Below are 23,134 nucleotides of genomic sequence, written 5' to 3'. Positions count from 1 at the left end.
GAGGCTGAAATGAGTAACGACGTATTAACAGAGACACTGGGGCAGTGCTGGGCATTCCCGCCGCAGTTTGCACCCGACGGCGTGTCCCTGACGGCGGGTGTTGAGGCGGTGATGCAGAGTCTGCGTGTGCTGTTTATCACTGAGCCGGGAGAACGCATTATGCGTGAGAGCTATGGCGGGGGCATGCATGACTTCATCTTTGAGAATATCACCGATGAACTGCTGGCCGGTATCCACAACCGCATCGAAGAGAGCATTCTACGGCATGAACCCCGGGCGCTGCTCAGGGACGTCATTATCCAGCCGGACACACAGGACGCGAGCCGTCTGCGGGTGCAGATCACCGTGTCTCTTTCGGGCACGGATCTGGTCGAGACGGTGGACGGCACGCTGAACATCAATGAAGCGCAGACGCTGAGGTTACTGTGAGCAGCCTGGTGGTCATTGACGGTGATGCGCTGAAATTTGAAACCAATTTTGGCGCCAATATGGTTACGCCAACCGCGCCCTGCGTGATTCAGGGCTCTGGGGAGGCCGATATTACGAATAAAAAAATCTGTGTGCTCGGCGATGAGAGCAAGGTATCTATTGCCGCTACGTATACCAAGTCCACACATCCCACACCGGGGACGGGAACCATAACCATTGCTGCGTTGGCCGCCGACCAACAGGCTCTGTTCGTCACGGCAGGAACGGCCGTCATTGTGGTCGGCAGCCAGTTTACCGCGCGCTTTACACCCGGTTCTCCAGCGATGGATCCGCAAGGAAAACCGGACCCGGAAATGGGGCCTGCGCAGGGAACCGGCACATTTATTAACAGCCAGACGTTTGTCACCGCCGGGTGAGCCATTGCGCTGCCGACAGGACGAAAACGAACCCTGCGTGTCTTCTTTATCAACACATAACCAATGGACAACATCATGTCTGACCTGGAGCAACTGAAACAGAAACTGGGCAGCGGATTAACCGACCAGTCTTTCCTGCTGGAGCCACGGACAGGAAAGGACCTGCTCAGTCTGGTAGCAAAATATACCGGAACGGTGCCGTTTGCCGGCCATGCCGGAGCTGACTGGAACCGCTTCTGGCTGGCCGGCCGCTCGCCGCAGGCGCTGAGTGACATCTGTCAGCACCCCGAACAGGCAGAGAAAACGCTGCCGGTGCAGCAGGCATTCCTGCTGGCGCTGCTGCATTTGCTGGAAACGCCCGGAACCCTGCTGAACACGGTGCCGGCACGGCACCGTTCACTTTACTACCGGGATTTACTGGGATTTGCCCCCCACGCCCCACAGCCGGACAGGGTGGCGGTGAGCTTTACGCTGCAAAAAAACGCGTCCCCGACTGCGTTACCTGCCGGCAGCCTGCTGGATGGCGGTCAGGACAGCGCCGGAAACAACATCACCTATCAGACTGATGACAGTCTGCTGATCACCGGCCAGCAACTGGAAAAGCTGTGCTGGACGGCCCTGGACAAGAATACCAACACATGGCAACGGTATACCGCCATCGACAGCGCGACGGGCGTTGCGCTACCGGCTGAGGGTCTGCGTCTTTTTACCGCAACCGGGAAAGGGACAAACACTCAGGAGCCGGCTTCCGTGCTTTATCTGGGGTTCAGCGGGACGTCGGCGCAGGACACCCTGTCGGTTTACTGGTCTGTGCGCGCCTCCTCGGTGCTGGATCTGGCATGGTGTTATTACAATGGTACAGACTGGGCCTCGCTGGATGCCGGCCTGCAGGACGGTACGGCGGGCCTGTCCGTCAGCAACCTGTGGCGGGCGCGTCTGCCGGCGGACAGTCAGCCGGGTTCGCCAGAGAATGACGGGCTGCAGGAGGCCGGGTATTACTGGATCAAAGGCACGCTGAAAGAAAAGCAGGAGGCAAAGAACGGGAACGCGGCCTCCGGGGCGATGCCAAAACTGCAGGCCGTGCTGGCCAGTGCGATGACTGCGACCCTGAATATGGCGCAGGCAATTGATGACAGCCACTTTGACCGGCCACTGCCGGCCGGTACCATCAACCAGCTGGTGACGCCGGTTGCCGCCATCAGCGACGTTCGTCAGCCCCTGCCTTCAGTCGGCGGGCAGCCACGGGAAACGGAGGCGGCGATGTTACAGCGTGCCGCGACCCGGATAGCTCACCGGCAGCGGGCGATCACCTGGAACAATATGCGCAGCCTGCTGATGGCGCACTACCCGGAAATTTTTGATGTTCGTTTTCCCGATGTGGACAAACTGAGCCGGCTGCCCGCACCTGTGGAGCAGTCGCTGATGGTTATTCCTGACAGCCGTTATGGTGACAACGATGACCCGCTGCGCCCGGCGCTCAGTGACGGCCGGCTGAACCGTATGGCGCAATGGCTTGTGCAGTACACCTCGCTGTGGGCGGCACCGGCGCTCAGGAACCCGAAATATATCGATGTGACGGCCCGCTACCGGGTGACGTTCGTGGCGGGTATTCGTCCTGATTATGGTCATCGCGAGCTCGCGGCGCAGCTGCAGCACGACTATATGCCCTGGGCGACCGATCGACGTCAGGCGGTCACGCCAGGCAATCAGGTGGACTACTACCGGCTGCTGGCCACGCTGCAACAGTCACCGCTGGTGCAGTCCGTGAACTCGCTGGTCCTTATTCACGACAGTACCGATAACACGGGAAAAACCACCCCGGTGGAAACACAAAGCACCGTCATCGCCAGGGATGACGAGGTCCTGATTTTATGTCCGGAAGGAGAGACTGATGTCTAAAGAAAACGCCCTGTACCCGGCGGTGAAAGACGCGATTGCGTTTGATGCGCTGTGGCAGCAGGCTCACGAGGTAGTCACCGCGCTCAGTGGTGACGTCTGGACAGATACCGGCGATCACGATCCGGGCATCACCCTGCTGCAGTCCGCGACCTGGAACTGTTCCGACCTCAGCTATCGCGCGTCGCTGCCCCTGAATGACCTGTTGACCTGTCAGGACCAGCGCCCGTTATTCCCGGAAGAGTTTGGTCCTGAGCAGGTGCTCACCTGCAATACGGTGACGGCAGAGGACTACCGCCGGGCCTTACTGGATCTGCACAGCAGTGATATTGACACGCTGAATACCCCCGGGGATTTTTTATTCAGCGATGTCAGCCTGATTCAGGAGCCTGAAGACCATCGTTTTCACTGGTGGTATAACGCGGAAAAACGTGAATACAGCTTCACGGAGCCGGCGGTCACCAACGATGATGACAAGAAGACGCTGTCCCTGAGGGGGAATCTGTGGCTGTCGCTGGTCCCGACCCGCTATACCCAGTCCCTGTTGTCCGGTAACAGGACTGTCGTGGAGCAACATCTGGCGTCCTTTCTCGCCGATCACCGTAATCTCGGCGAAGCGGTGTCGCGCATTACCTGGCTGCAGCCGGCGACCTTCAGCCCGCGGATGACGATTGAACTGGCCGATAACATCAGCGATATCAACCAGGTAGCGGCACAGATTTATCAGGTTACCGAGGCGTTTCTGCGCCCGGTGGTCGCCCGGTATACCACGGAACAACGACGCGCGCTCGGTGACACCGGTGACGTCATCTTTGAGGGGCCGATGCTGAAACACGGCTGGCAGAAAACGGCACCCTCGCAGATCACCTCCGGAGGTTACGTCCTCAACCTCGGTCCGCTGGTGAACCTGTTGCTGGCGATCCCCGGGGTGGCCAGCCTGAGCACCCTGTCGGTCGATACCGGTGATGGCCACATTACGGCTGTTAAGGGTGACAGCTGGCGCTGGCAGGTGGCTGACGGTTATTACCCCCTGCTGTGGGGGGAGGCGCCGCTGGAGCTGCTGGCCACGACCAACGGCCCGTTAACCCTGGTGTCGAAAGGCGGTATTCGCAGCACGCTGAACAGTAAGTCGATGGCGGGCTACCTGACACAGGCAGACCTGATTGAAATGTCGCCTACGGTGTTACCTGCCGGCCACTTTCGTGATCAGACGGGCTATATACCCGTCGGTCAGCGCCTGCCTGAATGCTATGAGCTGCAGCAACCCGACGCCGTGATTGACGACCAGACGCGCGCGGTGCATCAGTTTCTGCTGCCTGTCGACCAGCTGCTGGCCGACGGTACGGCAGAGCTGGCGCAGCTGCCGGCCTTACTGGCATTTAAAGAGCGGGGCGACGTCATCCGGGGGACCCGCTGGCCCTATACGGATGCGATGGTGCAGCAGGCTGTCCATCAGCCCTACATGGACGCGCTGAAAGCGATTGCGCAGCAGGATGCTGCTATCTTCACGCAGGGTAAGCCTCCCGGGGCCAATTTTAACCGCGAACTGGAATTTCTTCAGTATCTGCTGGGGTATTTTGGCACCAGTCGGGCTGCCCTGCCACTGACGCTGGATTTGCCGGATTTTCTGGCGACGCAGCGGGCGTATCTGGCGCAGCAACCCGCCCTGGGTTATGACCGCATCAATATCCGTATTGACCAGGTTTCCGCCCTGCAGAAGCGCATTGCGGCACGCATCGGCCTGGACAGCAGCTGCTTTGCGGATAAACCGGACCTGAGTCAGCTGCCGTTTTACCTGATTGAGCATCGTCAGCTGCTGCCCCGCACCCCGGACAGTACCTTTGACAGCGAACAGACCCCGACAGGGTTTAGCGTCGACGAAACTCTCGTTACCCTGACGCAGGCGGACAGTGCCGGCAGGGTGGCCCAGGGGCAGCTTATCGACCTGATTGCGGTTGAAGGGGAGAGCCGGCTGCATGTCAGCCGCCTGCTGGTCACCGCGACCGACGGGGACAGCTTTACCGTCAGCACAAAAAACAGTCAGCAACTGCACAATACCCTGCCGCGACTTGAGGCGGCCTGGGCGGGTCACAACCTGCGCTGGCAGAACAGCAACGTCTGGCTGCAGGATATGGATTACCGGCTGAACTACGGCCAGCCGGAGAAGCCACTGCCGGATAACCAGCGCTTACTGGCGAGCAGCGCACAAACCCCGTATCCCGCCATGGTCAGCGTCGGGGATGGCATTGTCATCCGCCCGGCCGGCCTGCAGTTTTCTCAGCCAGGGATGAAAGCCTTTCGCGCTTCCCTTGTGGATGCGGACTGGCAGCTTGAGGCGACCGTGATCGAGGTCGATCCGATTGCGGGCACGTTACTTATTGAAAAGGCGGCCGGGAGCACAGAGGCGTTTCCTTCACCGGAGACCAGTTATCATTATCAGTGGGCGTTCAGCGAGGCGAACTATGCGACGACAGACCGGTTCTCCTTTGTGGTCAGCGCGGTCCTCAACCGCCGTCTGATTGACAATCCCGGGATTGTACCTGACCAGCTGGTTGCCTGGGTAAAGGGAACCATTATGGCGGAGTTCCCGGCCCACGTGTCCCTGATTAATCACTGGCTTGATGACGCCACTTTTAACAACTTTGGCGCGACCTACGCGCGCTGGCAAAACAGCGGCATGCCGCTGGGCGATGATGCCTTTGCGCTGATGCAGATGCTGACCCTGGGGCATCTCCCTGTGACCCGGCTGGACATTGGCCTGATGCGCGTCGCCACCGAAGATCAACGCACTGAGGTTGTCGGAGACGGCAGCCAGTGGAACGAAGGCGTTATCCTGCAGGAAGAGCTGTTCTACGTGCCGAAAGACGTACCGACAATCCTTTAACATCATAACGAATCTGGAGAGCAAGATGACTGATAAAACCCCACAGAACAAGGCAGACATTCCGATGAATACCCCGACAGCCCCTGCCGGCACAACGGACGCGACGCGCAACAGCGGTCCGGAGAGCAGAGCCCTGCCCGAGGCCGGTGCGCTGAAGGATCGCTTTAAGGCGGGCAGTATTCCGCTGCAGACGGATTTTGCGGACCTGATTGATCTTGCCAATATGGGGCGCCAGGCGGTGGGGGGAGCTGAAGGCCAGACCGGCCCGGCAGACGGGTTTACCCTCTCTTCCATGGGGCGTCTGGAATTAAAACCCAACACTCACAAAGGTATAAACGTTAATAAAGACGGCGTGGCTGTCAAGGTAAATACGAAAAAAGGCCTGAATGTTGATAACGACGGTGTCTATCTGCCGCTGGGATATGGGCTGAGGTATGGCGACGCTGGACTGGATGTTACCTGTACAGTAAATGGTGGACTACAGACAGGATTTGATGGCACATCGGTTATTCCCGGGAATGGCATTACGGTGGATAGCAGTGGTATAGGTGTTAAAGCCGGGGAAGGCATTACAGTTAATGATAGTGGCGTGGCTGTTAAGGTAAATACAGCTAAAGGCCTCGAAGTGAAGTCTGGAGGAATAGAAATAAATGATGGGGTTGGTATTCAGTTTGATCCTAGTGGGCAACTGAGCTTATATGTTAAGGATGATGGTGGCATTAATAGAGGGCCTGGCGGCGCGCACATTATCTCCGGGAATGGCATTACGGTGGATAGCCGTGGTGTAGGGGTTAAAGCCGGGAATGGCATTATAGTTAATGACAGTGGTGTAGCTGTTAATGCCGGGAAAGGTATCAGTGTTGATCAAAGTGGCGTCTATCTGCCGTTGGGGTTGGGGGTAAAACATGGTGGAGAGGGTTTGGATGTCTTATGTAAAGAAGATGGTGGCCTTAATGTCGATTCAAATGGCGTGGCTGTTAAGGTAAATACAGCTAAAGGCCTCATCGTTACGTCTGAAGGGGTCGAAATAAATGATGGGGTTGGTATTCAGTTTGATCCTAGTGGGCAACTGAGCTTAGATGTTAGTTTTGATGGTGGCATTAGTAGAGGGCCTGGCGGCGCGCACATTATCTCCGGGAATGGCATTGCGGTGGTTAGCAGTGGTGTGCACGTAAAACTGGCGAAAGGGAGTTTTGATAACGGTGGGGGGGGGCAAGGAAGTGATGGGACCACTAGCGGTAATGCCGGTGGACTATCGTTAAATTCGTATGGATTGTCGGTAGACGCAGGTAAAGGTATTCAGATTGATCCAGACGGTGTGAGTATCAAGCTTGCCGCCAATAGTAATTTGGCAGTGGATCAGGAGAACGGTTTACGTTGTACTCTTTTTAGCCCTGGGATGATGATGATGTTTTCCGGGGATGTTGCTGAGGTGCCAGAGGGGTGGGCATTATGTGATGGCAATAAAGGCACGCCGAACTTGCTTGACCGTTCCATTATTGGAAATGCAAGTGATGTTGTGGATAAAGAAGATATTATTTATTTTATCATGAAAATGTAATTTTATTTAATCACAGATTGCATATCAAAAGTGTGGTTTTTATGATGAGTGTGAATATCTGCAAGGCGTTCTGTAATGTTATTTCAACAGGCCAAAAGACAGGTGAGAGAATAGCATCGTCATCTTTACTTAGTGCTGGTCATATTAAGAATGCTCTTAGGATTTCGGCGCAAAATATCGTTATTTCTGGCGAAATAACCGTGGATAAATGGGTGATTAATCTGGGCGTTATTCCCGCGGCCCAGTTTGAGACGCTATTTATCCCTCGACTGGCACAGGCGTTTGCTGAACGCCTTGCCTGTGAGCAGGCATCAGCCGCTGGTCAGCAGGCGATGAGGAAGGCGACATCCGGTGCGACTGCATCAGGTATGTTACCTGGCGGATATCATCCTGATGGCGAGGAGCTCATCCGGCTTGCCCGGGGTTGTCTGACCCCTCAGACATTCAAGACATTATTACAGGACAGCCCGGTATACCAGCTTCAGCATTTGCTGAAGCGGTTACTTGAGGAGGCATGGCATTCTCCGAAAATGCTGCCGGCATCCTGGTATGGCCGGGTGACCGCCGACCGGTTGTCGGTCGCTGCCATATTGTACTTGCTCAAAGGCCAACAGGAGCATGACTGGCTGATGTATCAGCATGCTCCCACAGCCAGCCAGGTGGCTGGCTGGGCAAAGGCCATTGCCCGGAGTGAAATTCCTCCTGAACAGGTCGTGCAGCTACTGACCGGCAACCGGCCTTTCGACAGCATATCGCCCGGACAACCGGCCTGTCCCTCCCTGGTCGTGATGCGCTGGCTGTTACCGTTATGGCGACAACCTGCCGTGCGTAAGGTGATCCACCGGCTGAAAGGCAGGCAGGGCGTGCAGCGCCTGGATGCTTATCTGAGTCGCTGTTTACAACGCCAGGATGATGTCATGCAGGCAGAAAAAGGGGTGCAATCAGTTCCCGAACAGTTCGCGCTACCGCAAGATGATATGGTGTTATCTCCGGACCGGGAAATGGAACCCGACGCCCGGCAGATTGCGCTATCGCGGGATAACACCATGTTACCGGAGTGTAAAGGGATACCGGCAGCATCCCGACGCACAATGCGGCCCGGGAAAGACGGCCTCCGTTCGCCGGATACACCGCGCCCGTCGGGGCAGGGGATCAGCAACGCCGGTTTGCTTCTGCTGTGGCCACTTTTGCCTCAGCTGTTTTCTCAGCTGGGTCTGTGGGCGGAGGCGGAGTTTGTCAGCGATGCGGCGCGGTGGCAGGCCGTGTACGCTCTCGACCGGCTGGTCCGGGGAGAGGGTAACCCGGCGGAGGAGCGGTTGACGCTGAATCAGATGTTATGTGGGGTGTCGTGCTCAGCCTCCGCACCGCCGACCACGCCGCTGAGTCTGTTGCAACTGCAACAGACCGATGACTGGCTGACCGCTATCGGCCAGCAACTGCCTGGCTGGGAGAAACTGAGCCCGGCAGACATCCGGCAGCTGTTCCTGCAGCGGGAAGGTGAAATCAGCACGGAAGGTGCAGTCCCCCAAATCAGTGTGTGGCCGCAACCCTGGGATTTCTTACTCAGGGACTGGCCGTGGCCAATGACACTGGCGTCTTTCCCGTGGACTGAACAGCCACTGACCATTGTCTGGCCGCTAAATGGCTTCACAGGATAGACATACGCTATTTTCTCTTCTTACCGGATATCAATATGACGCTTTCTTCAGCACTACAGCCCGCGTTTATTCCGCGGGGTGACTGCCAGCTGTCGCTGTTGTTCAGCGAGCTGGAACGTATCGATCTGCTTTTACAGCAATATTATCACCGCCATTCAGCGCGTCACGAGGGCCTTAATGGGTTTCTGCTCAGCGAAGAGGAGGTGGAGGCGAGGATGCAACACCCTGCCGGCAGGCCTGACTGGGCCGCTGTCACACAGCCGGTATACCCGGTGGACAGCGGGCAGCCATTGCTGGCAGAAGGCTTGACGGACCTGATTCACCGTTTCGAACTCACCGATTTTGAACGGGACACATTGCTCCTGGGACTGCTGCCCCATTTTGACAGCCGTTATTATGAGCTGTTTTCCTGGATCCAGCAGGAAAGGCAAAGTCAGCTGCCCGGTTTTTCACTGGCCCTCACGCTGTTCTGCTCTTCAGACAGGGAAAAGCGGGCACAGCAGGTCAGTTTTCTGCCTCAGGCACCGTTAATGAGCTGCCAGCTGTTGACGACTGAGGAGAATAAAAAAAATCCGGCATGGAGCCAGACCCGCTTTATGACCGACAGCAGCGTGTACCATTTTTTACTCGGGCATCATTATCTGGCACCGGCGTTAGCACCGTGGGCTGAATGGGCCTCCCCTCCGGCATTACCCTTTTATCCTGCCAGCCTGAAACACGCGCTGGCGGACGTGTTACTGACTGACGATATTGAGCCGCGTCCCGTGGTGATACTGTGCGGCATGACGGGCAGCGGCAGAGCCCATGCGGTGTCGGGCATTTTTGCCTCTGTAAACCGGCAGACGCTGCAGGTCGATATCGGTAAGTGCAGCGGGAGCGACGACGATGCGCTGTTACGACATTTAACCTGTCTGATGCGCGAAGCCCGTATGCGCGGTGCGGGCATGGTTATACGTAACCTGCAGGCACGGATGGAAAAGAGCACGTCGCTGCCGGAGAGGTTGTCTGAGCAACTGAACCAGCCGGGATTAAGGGTGGTATGCCTGGTGGAACCCAGTGCCCCGCCGTTATGGCTGAAAAAAACGCCCGTATTGCAGACAGAGATGCCGGTGCTGACGCAGGAGGACAAAATACACCTGCTCAGGGGTTGCCTGCCCGAACGACATGCGACGGATATGGACCTTGACGGTCTGAGCCAGCGCTACACCTTTACCCCGGAAAGCCTGCCGCTGATTATGCAGGAGGCTGAACTGTACCGGCAGCAACGTGACCCGGGAGATGTGTTACAACAGTGTGACATTCGCCAGGCGCTTAATTTACGCACCCAACAGAATTTTGGCGTATTAGCGCAAAGAATTACGCCGAAGCGGACATTAAACGACCTCCTGGTGTCAGAGAGTCTCCGGCAGCAACTCCGGGAGATGTTGACGGCTATCCGCTATCGGGAAAAAGTGCTGGCAGGGGGTTTCAAAGATAAGGTGGGCTATGGCGTCGGGATAAGCGCGCTGTTCTACGGCGATTCGGGAACCGGGAAAACCATGGCGGCGGAAGTGCTCGCCCATACCCTGGGGGTGGATTTAATCAAGGTGGACCTCGCCACGGTGATCAATAAATACATTGGTGAAACCGAGAAAAACCTCTCCCGTATCTTTGATCTGGCAGAGCAGGATGCCGGTATCCTGTTCTTTGATGAGGCCGATGCCTTATTTGGCAAGCGCAGTGAAACCAAGGATGCGCATGACCGGCATGCCAATATTGAAGTGTCTTACCTGCTACAACGGCTGGAAAGATTTCCCGGGCTGGTTATTTTATCCACCAATAACCGCAGCCATCTCGACAGTGCATTTAACCGGCGTTTTACCTTTATAACCCGCTTTTCTTACCCGGATGAAACGCTGCGGCATGAAATGTGGCAAAAGATATGGCCGGATAATATCAAAATCGCACCGGACGTGGATTTTGAGAGATTAGCGCAGCGGGCAAATATTACTGGCGCCAGTATCAGGAATATTGCCCTTCTGGCGGCCTTCTTTGCCGAAGAAAGTGACAGTCAGGAAGTCAGCCACCGCCATATCGACGCGGCGCTAACCCGTGAGCTGGCCAAAACAGGACGGCTGGCTATTTGACCCGCCAGCTCAATATCCCGTCATCACGGACAGTGATGGCGTACCATTAATGCAGAGGAACATGTATGTCTGATTATCAAACCCTGCCCGACGTGAATAACGCGATGAATAAGATGCTGCGTGCCTATGTGAATGAGGACGTGGCAATCCGCTTTGATTTACCGGATGTGAATGCCACGCAGTCTGATGCCGCGATAAGTGTTTTTCTTTATGATATCCACGAAGACCTGCAGCTGCGTACTGCAGGATCCCGCGGATTTAATGCCGGCACGGGGCGGCTTTCACCCGGCCGGGCCAACGTGAAGTGCAGTTACCTCATTACTTACTGGGAATCAACCGGGCCCGCCACGGATGCCGGTAACCCGGACAGCCAGCCCGACAACCAGGCCATAAAGGTCATGTCTCAGGTTCTGTCAGCGTTGATTAACAACCGTCAGCTGGCTGATATTCCCGGGGCCTATACGCAGGTGATACCGCCCACAGAAAATCTGAACAGCCTCGGTAATTTCTGGCAGGCGCTGGGCAATCGTCCGCGCCTGTCACTCAACTACTGTGTCACCGTACCAATTAGCCTGAGTGATAAGGGCGAGGAAATGACCCCGGTGAAATCCGTGTCTACTACCGTTGAGCCAAAAGCGCCCGTTTCTCCACAGGCCATTTCCGGTGTACTGCGGGAGCAGTTAATGGTGGCGCTGGGCGGTGATTATGATGTCCGTCTTGCGATGACGCACGTTAATCTGGAGGCTTCACCGGTTGCCGCGTCAAACGAGAGTGCGGCTGACATCAGTGTGTCTCTGCGGGTGTCCGGTATGACGCGAACAGAATATCTCGCCCCGATGAATACGGTTTTTGAAAAGTGGAAAAAGGATGAGGTGGCGGCGGTCACGTCCGATGGCTGTCGCATTTATATTACCGAAGTTGATGATACGGGCCTGACGGGGATTTAAATACCTGACTTTCTGGGATTACCATGCTGAAAAATCCTGAAAATCAGGAGGTGATTTTATGCGCAAGCCAATTCTGGAAGTCCATCCGAGTGGATTTTATTTCTGGCTTCAGCAGCTACATATACAGCGTCACCAGACAGACCAGATGCTGACCGGGCAGATCAAACAGTTCTGGCTTGAGTCTGGCTGTATCTATAGTTATCGCAAGATCCATCTCGATCTGTGTGATACCGGACAGCAGTGCGGAGCGAACCGGGTATGACGGCTGATGAAGCGTGTTGGAATAAAAGCTCAGATTGGGTACCGTAGCCCACGGGCACGTAAAGGCGAAGCCAGCATCGTGACACCCAACAGGCTCCATAAGCGTTGGGTGAGGGACATAACCTACATCCGAACCCACGAAGGCTGGCCGTAGTGGTTGACCTGTTCTCCCGAAAAGTTATCGGCTGGTCAATGCAACCCCGCATGAAAAAAGAGATTGTCCTGAACGCATTACTTATGGCGGTGTGGAGGCGTAATCCTCAAAAGCAGGTACTTGTTCACTCGGATCAGGACAGTCAGTACACGAGCCATGAGGGGCAGTCTTTCCTGAAATCACACGGTCTGGAAGGCAGCATGAGTCGTAGCGGTAACTGCCACGACAACGCGGTTGCGGAAAGCTTTTTCCAGCTACTGAAACGCGAACGGATTAAGAAGAGGGTCTACGGAACGAGAGACGAAGCCAGAAGTGATATTTGTGATTATATCAAAATGTTTTATAACAGTAAGAGTCGGCATGATTCGAGCGAGAAGATGCCACCGGCTGAATATGAAAACGTATATTATCAACGACTCAGAAGTGTCTAGATTATCCGTGGCGATTCATGGAGCATCTTGAATAGATTTTCCCATTAAGACATCGACATGCATTATGGAATGTGACGTAGGGAGATGTGTGCTGCGTTAAGAATGACGCATGGATTTAATTTTTGACTTAACGACAGTGTAATTGCTGGCGTTAACGGCATCAGATGGATAAACCCTAGTGTTATCAAGTTCTGTAAGGCCTGATAATGAATCTATTTTTACTTTAATAGAAAGGTGTTGGCTGCTAAATCTATTTGTTTCTCAAGAGCATGCAGCTCATCTTTTCATATCAATCAGTGACGCCCCTTCCCATACACGTTTTTAACTTAAAGGAGATATATTGATGCCAACAGAAAACCCACAATTACAGCAGGCGATAGAAGAGTTTAATAAAGCCATTATCCGCGCGGCAGAGTATGAAGGAAATATTGAGAATATCATTCGAGATAAGGTTGAGCGACTTTTCCCTACGGCTGAGAAATCGCTAAAAGAGAGCGTGGTTGCGCAGGCGGTAGAAAAAATAGCTGAGGCAAACCAGGCATTTGAGTTTAATCATCTGGGTAACGATCTGCTTGAATTCCCTGCGGTGGAGTATATCGCTCGATCTTTTTTGCGCCGTACGCTGGAAAAGACGGCGATTGTTCAGGCTCGCGATCCTGCTTTTTCCGTAGTAAAAAACAATCCGGATGCCGGGATCGGCTTCCTGGATGGGTGGAGCAACGATAATGCGGAATGGGCAAAGCAAATGAACGCGTTGCTGAATGAAAGCAAGGTTAATGCCCGCGTGTTAACCAGTCTGGCATACAGCTATATCCGCCCTTTTCGCAACCCGCAGACACTACGCAAGCTGGGGGGAGAAGTGAATCTGTCATTGCTGGACAGCAAAGAAGCCAACCCGCGTCTGGATATTTTCGCCAGCTCAACGGCTGGGGTGCCGCCGGCCATGTCTAAGCCGATCACCACTCAGCCTCATGGCTGGCCGTGGCTAAAATATGTTGACTGGAACGCCGCGGAAGCATTGGGCAACAAAGCGTCACCGGATTTAATTGGCAGCAGGCCAAGCAGCGATCCGCATAAGGGGACGGGCTTCAAGTTTAAGGGCATGTTGCAGGCGATAAAGCCGCCGCCGTATCGACGTCATTCATTCTCCCTCAGGGAACGCGACGAACATGAATCGGGCTACGGCGGTTTCGTTATCAACGATAAATCGATGACCTCAATAGGGGCAGAAAAACCGTTGGTGGTGAACTGGCGCCAGCAGAACATGAATAAAAAACTGCCGATGTTTTCCGGTCCGTCCAGCACCACGTCCTATATGTATGAAATTGCCCGCTTGCTTAATCTGCCTGCTGCTGAAGCCCAGGCATTCAGGCTGCTGCTGTTGGGCTGGATGATCCAGGCACGTGATCACAGTTTTACCGAAATTATGGGGGCGCTGGATGCCTATGCCATGGAATTTGATGAGCAGGGGCCTACGGCCGTACCCAGTGATGCAAAAATGGTCTGGAGAGCCCGGCAGAACAGTGACTGGCTGCGCGCCTATGAAGATTTGGTGACCGAGGATATTGACCTGCCTGCGCTGGAAGCCAAAACCCTTATTCTCGAGGGGCAAGCGATCCATTTGCCGGCGCAGAGTGCCGTTCGCATCAGCCGGGATGAGTTTGACCAGTTCATTACCGCAGGCAGGGGATATCCGGCGCAATATGCTTCAGATGACTACTTGCTGAAAATAGGTGAGGCAGTTGCCGCGGGTGGGGAAGCAGAAGATATCTCCGGGCTGGCGTCAGAACGGATCCTGTATGCACCGCAAAATAGGGAAGATCTCAAGCTCTATAATATGCAGGAGCGAGAGCTACCGCCGCGTCCTGCCCGTACCGCCTCCGGCACGCCTTTTCTGGATGAGGAAAAAGACGCGGCGGTTACGGCCTGGATTGACGCTCTGCCTGAGGCTAAACGCGCGCATATGCTCAATGCTGCGGCCTCGCTCCTGGCTGAGTCCACGCAAAAAGACTCCCTGGGTCATGTGTTCAATTACGGCAACCGTAACGATATCTGGGAGGTGTTTCTGACGCTGCCGGGGACGAATATGCTGGCTGGCCAACTTAAGCTGGATCCGTTTTATCACGGAGAGGATCCGTTTGTGAATTTGCTGGATCGCGTGGCAATAGAAAAGACGCCACAGGCGCGCGCCCGTTGCCTGCTTGATGCCATTGGCGACAGTAAACAAAATCAGGATATTTTACTTAAAGGGATGCTGCTGGCCGTCACCCGCTTCTACACCGCCAACGGGGCCAATGTGATCAACCCGGGTTACGGTGGTTTCGCGCCTCCAAAAAATGCGGCGGAAATGGAGAGTCGCCTGCTGGCTCTGCTGAAGAGAAATCAATACCTCACTTCCGGCCAGCGCTCGCAGGCGAAAAGTGAGTACCGCCAGACGGTTGAACTGCTCCATGGGGCGCTTGAATCGCCGATGTTTGAGCGGTATTCCGGTACGCTCTGGCACGGCAGTCATGCTGCCGTGGCCGAGGCGTTGCTTGAGCAGGGAGACAATGCCCGGTTCCCGGGGTTTATGAGTACCACTTATGATCCGGCGGTCGCCAAGAGTTATATGGCGAAAGGAGCGCTGATTGTGGTGAAACCGGGGGAGGTCAGCGGATCGCTGGTTGAAGGGATCAGTAATGCTCCCGGTGAGAAAGAAGTGCTGTTTCCTGAAGGAACGCCGTTTAGCGTTGAACAAAGCTATGTGCTGCATCTTGAAAAAGGCTATCCGCCTGAAGCCAATTCAATGATCAAGAAAAAGAGATTCGATTTTGAAGTGGCGAATGGATCGAAACAGCCTTACGTGAAGATCCGGGTGACCCGGCCCGGACAGACCGACGGGAGCGATCCCGAGGGGGAACGTGAGCTGGCATCGCTGATTGAACAGCTCAAAATCGGCAGCGTTGAAGGGCTGGAGTCGGAGACGAAAGTGGTGGTACTCAGGCCGTGGGCGCCAAAAGAGGCGGAGATGACAGCAGAGGAGGCGGATGCTGTCTTGCCGTTCCCTGAAGCAATAAAACCGCAGGCGCAAATGATCGCGCGGTGATGACCGCAACGATACATACTCCCCAACGGCAAAAGCCAGGAGGGGAGATGGAGTAGCTCCTAACACGGGACAGGGATCGCAGGCCACTTCACAGTAATACACCTTTCAGCTGGCTGCTTGAGGCTGAAAGGTCAATTTCAAAAGCGGCCTGGTGCGTTACGGTTACGACAACCTTGTATTGGCCACTGACCCTTGAGGCACTGGAAGCCATACTGGAACAAACAAGTAATCAGGCACTTCATTAAATCAAAAAATTAGGGAAACTCGTTATTTTTCGAGGGTTCTTCCACTGTCCCCCCGGAGCAGGCACGCCGCGGACGTGGTTGATCTACACGCGGTGGCCGTAACTTGCGGGGGATCCATAAACCAGCCTGTATCATCAGCTTGCGTACCCTCTCTTTGGCCAGATACAGATCCATGGATCTCGGCGAGTTTCTCACAGGCTAAAGTCGGACCAAAATCAGCATAACGTTCGCGGATAATACGCAGTGCTCGTTCAGCGAGGCTCGGCATCGGTGGCTAGTTTCCTGGCAGGCCGAGAGACGTGTAGTGAGACGCTGGTCGATAACATCCTGAGTCAGTTTACATCTTTAATTGAGAAAAACTTCGTTCCGAATACCGTCATGAGTCTCGCTTTTCGAAAGCTGTGATCGCTGAGATGAGACTGTAGTGCGGACATGTCTATTTGGTCAGAGGGGGCGGACGATTTCCTGGACTCTCATGAGAAAACTTATGTTTACCGAAGCTGAATGGATCCGCGCAATTGAGCTTTACTTTAAATACGTCAGAAAATTTGCTCCCGTGTTTCGTGAGCTGGGCTACCCCTCTAAAAGAAATAGTTAGTCGTAATCGTCGGCGTCGCTACAGCATGTACTGCGGGGGGATCGGCCCGGCTTCAGGCAATCTTCTCGTCAGATGTCGATGATTACATCAGATGGTATAACGAGCACCGTATAAAAATGTCACCGGGTGCAGTCAGTCCGGAAATGTACCGGCAACAACTCGGGATCACATAATCAAAAATAGGCCAAGGAAACATCCGCCTCCCAAAGCAGTTATGCATCCTGGCGTTGATATAACCGACTTGTGTGAAGCTGCCGGGACGACGTAGCTGGCCCTTCTTTGGCTACTTCTGAACCGTGACAGGGTACGCGACCGTTTATTACAACTCCGCCATCCTGTCGCGATTACCGGAACGACTGGAGCAGAAGACAACAACTGGGCATTTCCTCAGGAGTACGCCAGGCGACTGCGCAGGGCATTCCTGAAGCCCGTCCAGGCCAGATAATGAATGATAACTGTAGAAAAGAGTAAGACACATGAATAATAACCAATACAGAGGGCTGTCTCATGTTTTATGCCAGTGAGTCAGAGGAAAAAGAATTACATGCAAAAGAAACTGAAAGAGAGAAAGCCGGTCAGTTGTTTCAACGGGCCAGCCAGGGGGGCGTGGATGCCTCACCGCCTGATGAGGGGGAAGGCTTATCGGTCAGAAGTAATCCTGGCTCTGTATTCGCCTTTATTAGTGAGGCACTCCTGGAAGAAGCTCAGGAGTTCATGCAAAAAGGGTATAACAGCCAGGTGCCCGGGGTTGACGGGGGATTACTGAAGCAGCTGCGTGACGACCTTGCCGGCGCCAAATCCCGCCTGTGCCTCCAGATAAGCGTTGGGGGGCCGCTGGGTACTCTGTGGCGGTTGAACCGGATAGGCAACATAGAGCGTCTTACGGGCAAGCTTTCGGACGACGTCATAAAGCGCTGGGTGGAGCAAGAGCTGCCATGCAAAAGCGACGGGGATACCACGAATACCGCGCTGGGGAGCCGTCGTACGGCTCAGTCGCTGGCCAGACGGCTGGAGTCGACCCTGCAGACGCTGATACGCGTTGTCCGTACCCTGAGCGCCATGGATGACTACAGCACCCCGGAAAAACGGCACGACAGGCTGGTCACTGAGTTGACCGGCGCGTTTTCCTCCAGTGATAAAAGTACGGTAATACAGGCGCTGGAGAGCCTGACGGCAGAGACGTCAGGCCGTGCTGCCTGGGTTTCTCTTATGCAGGCACGAGCAGCAGCGTGGGAGGCCGGAAAGTGGTCCTCCGTCAGTGCGATGATTGCAGCCATGCGGCACGAAGCAGAAAAAGCCAGTACAAAAGCCCGCCAGCTTCAGGGTGAACCTCAGAAATTCTTTCGCGATGTCGCTGCCTGTCTTCAGCGCCTCTCCGGCGATTTGGCAAAAGCGTCGATTCACGCTGGCCTGAGCACCATTTCCCCGGCCATACCGCAAGTGAATATTAATGAGGCGGTGGCCTGTTTGTCGCGCTCAAATTCCCTCCCGCAGCGAATCAGGGCGGGTTTTGATAAGAAAAAATTACAGGCGCAAACTGCCGTGGCGGGAATGAAAGTACACGCGCACCGTCTGGTCCGCATTACACAGCATGGTCACCCCACCGGAACGCCGGCAAAGTCCCCTGAACACGTCGTTGCTGATTCCATCATCAGAAGCATTTTATGGCAATGGCAGCAGCCGGCAATCAAAATTCAGTACGCCAGCGCAGCGCTGTTGTCAAAAGTGGATGAGCTGAAAAAAATTGAAGGGATACTGGCTTCTTACTCCGTGGCAGATGACCAGGGAAGCGAACAGGAGCGCCGCAATACCCCTGTCAGCCCGTCGGGTGAGGAAGACCTGGTTGCGCGGGTAAGGGAATGGGTGAACGACAGTCTTGAACAGGAAACCCCCGAAAACCAGCGGGCGGTAAAAGTGGCGACGCTGGAACGGTTGCTGGGCGGCGATATCGACTATGCGCAGTCCCTTCTGGCTCGCCTGGGGAGTACCACTGACAGTATTCAGAAGGCGCTTAAAAGGCAGTGGATGTCGGTCAATGACATGCTGGAACCCCTGCTGCCAGCTGATATTGCCCGCTCTCTGCAGGAAAAAGTTGATCATTTGCTGTATAAATTCATGCCTGATATGGCCAGAGCGCTTGCTGGTGCTGCACAGGCGCTGAATGATGCCACGCTTGCAGCCGGGAAATCAGCGCGCAATTTCTTCGGGGCCAGGGCACAGGCAGGCAAGGCACAGCTGCTGGCGACAAAGGTGAAGGAAAGTCTGTCGGCAGAATCTGCACGACTGACCGAAAGGCCCCTGGATGAACACTCACGGGGCACACGCCTTGCCAGACACTGGGCAAACCTCGCCAGCGCACAGAACGAGGGTAATTACCCGCCGCCGGATGCACGGCAGGTGCTTGCATCCCTGAAAGCGCAGGGGCTGTTAGCGGGTACCCTTTCAGCCGGCGATCCGGCCGGGTATCTCTTCGCCACCCGGCTTGCCGGTGAACTTGAAAATGCCCGTCATGATGAACTGAGATTACCGGTGAGTCCGGAGCAATATGCTGCCCTGGAGAAGGGGCTTGTTGAGTATATTGTGAAGTGGGGGCAAAAACGGATCCCGCGAGGGGTCACCCGCATTGTTATTGAACTGTCCTTTGAACAGGCTTTAAATGCGGTATCGTTCAACGTGTCCGGCCTCTTCCGGCTCCCCTATAAGGTGCTGAAGGCCTCGATAAAAATACCGTACAATGTTAATAAGGTTAATAATTATACCATGCCCGGTCATGATAAGCCTTATAAGGCGATTTATGGCTTGCTGGGTAAAAAACTAAAGCAACTTGGCTTTAATCTGCTGACGGCGCCCGTACCTGGCGCGGTCAAACTGGCAGCCGGGGCCGGGCTAACCGCAGGTGCGGCCCTGTACAATATGTATGTCGGGCGCAGCGAGAACACCTTCAGTGCGGTTTATCAACATGTGGCGGAAGGAAAGCAAAGTGAAAAAATAAAAATGGGCTCAGTGGGTGGAATGGTTTTTGATGCAGTACTCGATACTGCCACTACGGCCGCTTTTAAAGGGGGGCAAAGCGCCTGGCAATCAGGGCGAAGTGAAAATAACGCTATTTCCGGTAATGCGTTCGTTAGCAAACAAGCTGCTGTAAGCAATGAAGAAACGCCCCGACAGGCGCAAAAAATGGCAACCGGATATGATAACCCTGCTCAGGAGAATGCTGCGGCAGATGAAAGAGAGGACGTGCCGGTGAGTCACGGCTCGCCATTACAGTCACAAACGGATGCTGAGCCGTTGTCTGATGAACACGATCCGGATCCTGCCCGCCCCCGCGTCAGACGTAAACGGGCACTGGCGAACACAGCGCCAACCCCTCAGTGGCATAATAATATCCCGTCCGATGCGACGTTACAGTCAGGGTATTTTGATTTTGATCGAGACATTCATTATCAGGCGCTCTCTGTTGCTCAGAAAAAACAAACTTACTTACACGGCATTCAGTTTGTCTTGCGTCAGTTAGAAAATGATGAACGCTTTACAAAGGAAATCCGGGAGAATGCCAAGCTTGCCAGAATAGGTGCCAGGCTCCTCGTTCCTGTTGATATAGGAGGCTGCAGGCTTAATAATACGATATTCCTTCCTGACAGCCCGGGCGCCAAATCGGGTGTGCTCATTAGGCTGGACTCTGAAGTTCCTTATTACTATGTTGATGAAGGAAAAGACCTTTCAGAGGATTTGGTAAGGGATTTTCCTTACTATTCTCATATGCGATGGCGCCGTCAGGAGATAGATATATTTGGCGATATTATAGACATCACTTACCCCAGTGGTATTGAAACATTTAATAATATCAAAGCCGGCAGGAGCAGTTTCGAAAAGAACTTTAATTCTTTTAATCCGGATCCGATGGATATAGCGAGGCTTTCGGCAACACTCGCTGATACGATGGAGGTTGATTATGTGATTAAAGGAAAACCCATCTTTAATAAATTATTAATCTCCAGAGCGATTGCCGGTGCGCATATCCCTGACCCTGGGGTAAGTGCATCCGAAGCAATATATCGTCTCGAATTCACCTGGGATAATTTGTCACCGGCAGAGTATCTGAGGTCGTTTTCAAGGCCCTTCTCTACCCTCAGTGGAGAAATGCAGTTAGTGTCCAGCTCCATTAACGGGGAAACGATACAGGAAACTGAACTGCATGTTCATCAGGCTGAATATACAGGAAGCTGGGTTGATGCTACCGTCGGGGCCATCACCTCATTCACGCCGGCGGGGTGGGTGCTCAATACCGCACAATCGGCAGCGGACATTGCTGCTGATTTAACAGAAGGTAAGGATCCCGATCCACTGGCGGTTGCCGGCCTGGTGACAGGGTGCATTCCTGACGGTCGAATTGCTGCTAAAGTCGGAAAATTCACCCAGATTGGCGGTAAGGCTGTTAAATACGGGTTCAAGATTGGCAATAAAGCTGTCGACCTGGCCATCGTCGGGAGGAGCATTAAGACAGCCGCAGACACGGGTGAACCTCTTGCCATCTACCAGGCATTTTTGGTCAGCGGTATGAGTGTTAAGGACTCCTATGACATAACAAGGAATATGTCATCAGCGCTAAAACTCGGCAGGACAATAGAAGAAAGCGCGTCACTGGAAGAGCTTGAAGCACTTCAAAATAAGGCTCCGGAGTATTCCATCGCTGAACCGGTTGAGCGTACATTCAGAGTAGGCTCGAGAGAGATGCTCGGCAGAGCAGTGAATGGCGAAATTGAGATATTCAATGAGAATACCCGCACCTGGGAGAAGGGGAACAAACTTCACCTGTTAGCGTTCAGGCTCCAGAATGCCGGTGGGGGACGACGGCTTACCGCGTTGTTCAGGAATAAAATCGTTATTGGGGAATATACATTTAAACAAGTCAAATATAGTCAGGGTAAATTCAATGAAATGATGCGGATAGCGAAGACGTATACCCCGACATCAAATAGCACAGAACGAATTGCAAAAATTCAACAAGATTACAGAGCCGGGAAGGAAATGAGTCATGCACCTCAGCATGATTATTACAATGGCTTATCCCTTGATGAAAAACTTGATTTGTTTAATAACCTTGATACGGATGCATTTACGCGGGGTGTTTTAGCCGGGAAAATAAATGAAGCCATTGAAAGTATCAATTTATATGAAGCAGCGAAGGCCGCTGATGACTGGAAAGCGTCGGCAAATAAAGCAACGGATGTTGTTCTTGTACCGCAGGGGATTTTCTTAAAAAGACAGGCGGGTGAGTGCCTGCCTGAGTCCGTACTCATGGGTTGGGCTTTACAGAGTGGACAAGATGCAAAGTTAGCAAAAAAATTGATGAGTATTTACTCATCACCCAACGTTGCTGATAATCCTTTGTATAAGTCACTCGTCGGGTTACATGCAGATGGTAATGCATCTAAATTTAGCGCAGCCATCTCTGATGTTAACGTGAGTGAGCTGGATTATGCCGAATCAAAACTTTTTTCAGGGGAAAATTCATCGGTCAGGGTTGATATCCCTGAGCATACTATGCTGATATCCAGGGTGAACCAAAAGGGTAAAGTCAAGTATGTCTTCTATGATCCAAATTATGGTTTAGCTTATTTTTCCAGGTATATGGACATGTGTGCTTTCTTTAAAAAGAAAGTCAGGTCGTATAATATGCCTGAAAGTTCGGTTACCTTCCGTTATTTAGATTACTCACGACTTCCTTACGTTAAAATAAACGGAAGGAACTTGGATGAAATTATAAATGATGAAGTGCCACCATTATACAATCAAGAACAGGTTAATTTACAGGGCAATTCTGAGACGTCTGCAACATTCGAGCCAGCTATGTTCAGAAAAGCATTGGCAGAATTTTTAAATCAACAAACCGCGCAGGGACCGGGTGATCCAGCTTATATGCCCTATTTGTCCGCGTTTAACTCACTGCCGGAAAGCAAGGAGATTACTTTGCAGCAGGTGAATGACCTGAAACACGCGCTTTACGCATCCGGAAATGACCTGGGGGCCCGGGCTAAATATCAGTATGCATTACTGGCATATTTGTCCGGTCCGGAAGGGATAAAACTTCCTGTCGACATAAATGAAATTCGCACTCGCATTGTGCAGGAAAGAGACCACGCTGAGTACGTATATGGCTGGAAAGTGAAGGAAAGGGACCGGTTCTGGACCGAGTTGAATAAGAAGATGGCAGAGCCACCAAAAATAAGAATACCTCCTACAGCTGCCATGCGAACTCAAGTGAATGATTACAACAGGGAAGTGGATTACTTAAGAAATTTAGTCGCTGACAGGAATAAAAAGATGAGTGAGTGGGATAATAAGAAAAGGCAGGCTACATTACGGCTTGATATGTGTAATGCCTCCAGGGATGAGTTTTTTATTAAACAGCCTTACAATGACTGACTTTATCAGGGGTTTCC

At 53.6% G+C, this 23,134-nt stretch carries 11 protein-coding genes and 2 pseudogenes; 12 read left to right on the top strand and 1 reads right to left on the bottom strand.

All coding sequences use genetic code 11. The features are described from left to right. The first annotated feature begins 9 nt into the window (after positions 1 to 9). The 10 genes and pseudogenes from ACWKX3_RS20135 to ACWKX3_RS20090 all read left to right on the top strand — a co-directional run bounded on the left by ACWKX3_RS20135 (position 10) and on the right by ACWKX3_RS20090 (position 15,848). Positions 10 to 429 (top strand): GPW/gp25 family protein, encoded by a 420-nt coding sequence (locus tag ACWKX3_RS20135; RefSeq protein ID WP_047359725.1) that lies wholly within the window; start codon positions 10 to 12, stop codon positions 427 to 429. Then, positions 426 to 845 carry a hypothetical protein gene (locus tag ACWKX3_RS20130; protein WP_454542302.1) on the top strand — a complete coding sequence of 140 codons (420 nt, stop codon included), beginning with the start codon at positions 426 to 428 and terminating at the stop codon, positions 843 to 845. The genes ACWKX3_RS20135 and ACWKX3_RS20130 overlap by 4 nt, the downstream gene beginning before the upstream one ends. Positions 846 to 920: 75 nt before the next feature. Continuing rightward, a complete protein-coding gene (locus ACWKX3_RS20125; RefSeq protein ID WP_454542301.1) occupies positions 921 to 2,744 on the top strand; it encodes a hypothetical protein in 1,824 nt (607 codons plus the stop codon). Beyond that, positions 2,737 to 5,625 carry a hypothetical protein gene (locus ACWKX3_RS20120; protein WP_454542300.1) on the top strand — a complete coding sequence of 963 codons (2,889 nt, stop codon included), beginning with the start codon at positions 2,737 to 2,739 and terminating at the stop codon, positions 5,623 to 5,625. Before ACWKX3_RS20125 ends, ACWKX3_RS20120 begins: the two co-directional genes overlap by 8 nt. 25 nt (positions 5,626 to 5,650) lie before the next feature. Further along, positions 5,651 to 7,186, top strand: a complete 1,536-nt coding sequence (locus tag ACWKX3_RS20115; protein ID WP_454542299.1) for a hypothetical protein — start codon at positions 5,651 to 5,653, stop codon at positions 7,184 to 7,186. Positions 7,187 to 7,230: 44 nt separating this feature from the next. Continuing rightward, positions 7,231 to 8,844: a contractile injection system tape measure protein gene (locus ACWKX3_RS20110; protein WP_454542298.1), complete on the top strand. Its 1,614-nt coding sequence runs from the start codon at positions 7,231 to 7,233 to the stop codon at positions 8,842 to 8,844. A 35-nt stretch (positions 8,845 to 8,879) separates the two neighbouring features. Beyond that, entirely contained in the window at positions 8,880 to 10,970 is a 2,091-nt protein-coding gene (locus ACWKX3_RS20105) for an ATP-binding protein (protein ID WP_454542297.1), read from the top strand. A 65-nt stretch (positions 10,971 to 11,035) separates the two neighbouring features. Continuing rightward, positions 11,036 to 11,917 carry a DUF4255 domain-containing protein gene (locus ACWKX3_RS20100; protein WP_454542296.1) on the top strand — a complete coding sequence of 294 codons (882 nt, stop codon included), beginning with the start codon at positions 11,036 to 11,038 and terminating at the stop codon, positions 11,915 to 11,917. Between the two features lie 70 nt (positions 11,918 to 11,987). Next, a pseudogene (locus tag ACWKX3_RS20095) lies at positions 11,988 to 12,763 on the top strand (IS3 family transposase); the annotation flags it as partial. A gap of 343 nt (positions 12,764 to 13,106) precedes the next feature. Beyond that, positions 13,107 to 15,848 carry an ADP-ribosyltransferase gene (locus tag ACWKX3_RS20090; RefSeq protein ID WP_454542295.1) on the top strand — a complete coding sequence of 914 codons (2,742 nt, stop codon included), beginning with the start codon at positions 13,107 to 13,109 and terminating at the stop codon, positions 15,846 to 15,848. Positions 15,849 to 16,132: 284 nt separating this feature from the next. Here the strand turns inward: ACWKX3_RS20090 and ACWKX3_RS20085 are convergent. Beyond that, a pseudogene (locus tag ACWKX3_RS20085) lies at positions 16,133 to 16,429 on the bottom strand (ISNCY family transposase); the annotation flags it as partial. Positions 16,430 to 16,696: 267 nt separating this feature from the next. Here ACWKX3_RS20085 and ACWKX3_RS20080 point away from each other — a divergent pair. Beyond that, positions 16,697 to 16,864 (top strand): IS3 family transposase, encoded by a 168-nt coding sequence (locus tag ACWKX3_RS20080; RefSeq protein WP_454542356.1) that lies wholly within the window; start codon positions 16,697 to 16,699, stop codon positions 16,862 to 16,864. A 334-nt stretch (positions 16,865 to 17,198) separates the two neighbouring features. After that, complete coding sequence (locus ACWKX3_RS20075; protein WP_454542294.1) at positions 17,199 to 23,117, top strand: hypothetical protein; 5,919 nt, start codon at positions 17,199 to 17,201, stop codon at positions 23,115 to 23,117. Positions 23,118 to 23,134 lie beyond the last annotated feature (17 nt).

It is taken from the genome of Enterobacter sp. UPMP2052 (assembly GCF_053709675.1).
Note: the sequence above shows the minus strand (reverse complement) of the source record. Positions and strands in the feature narration are given on the sequence as shown.

Bases quoted from the DNA above. Each gene is read 5' to 3' on its own strand.
- ACWKX3_RS20135 (WP_047359725.1), top strand. From the start codon at position 10: ATGAGTAACGACGTATTAACAGAGACACTGGGGCAGTGCTGGGCATTC.
- ACWKX3_RS20125 (WP_454542301.1), top strand. From the start codon at position 921: ATGTCTGACCTGGAGCAACTGAAACAGAAACTGGGCAGCGGATTAACC.
- ACWKX3_RS20120 (WP_454542300.1), top strand. From the start codon at position 2,737: ATGTCTAAAGAAAACGCCCTGTACCCGGCGGTGAAAGACGCGATTGCG.
- ACWKX3_RS20115 (WP_454542299.1), top strand. From the start codon at position 5,651: ATGACTGATAAAACCCCACAGAACAAGGCAGACATTCCGATGAATACC.
- ACWKX3_RS20110 (WP_454542298.1), top strand. From the start codon at position 7,231: ATGAGTGTGAATATCTGCAAGGCGTTCTGTAATGTTATTTCAACAGGC.
- ACWKX3_RS20105 (WP_454542297.1), top strand. From the start codon at position 8,880: ATGACGCTTTCTTCAGCACTACAGCCCGCGTTTATTCCGCGGGGTGAC.
- ACWKX3_RS20100 (WP_454542296.1), top strand. From the start codon at position 11,036: ATGTCTGATTATCAAACCCTGCCCGACGTGAATAACGCGATGAATAAG.
- ACWKX3_RS20090 (WP_454542295.1), top strand. From the start codon at position 13,107: ATGCCAACAGAAAACCCACAATTACAGCAGGCGATAGAAGAGTTTAAT.
- ACWKX3_RS20075 (WP_454542294.1), top strand. From the start codon at position 17,199: ATGTTTTATGCCAGTGAGTCAGAGGAAAAAGAATTACATGCAAAAGAA.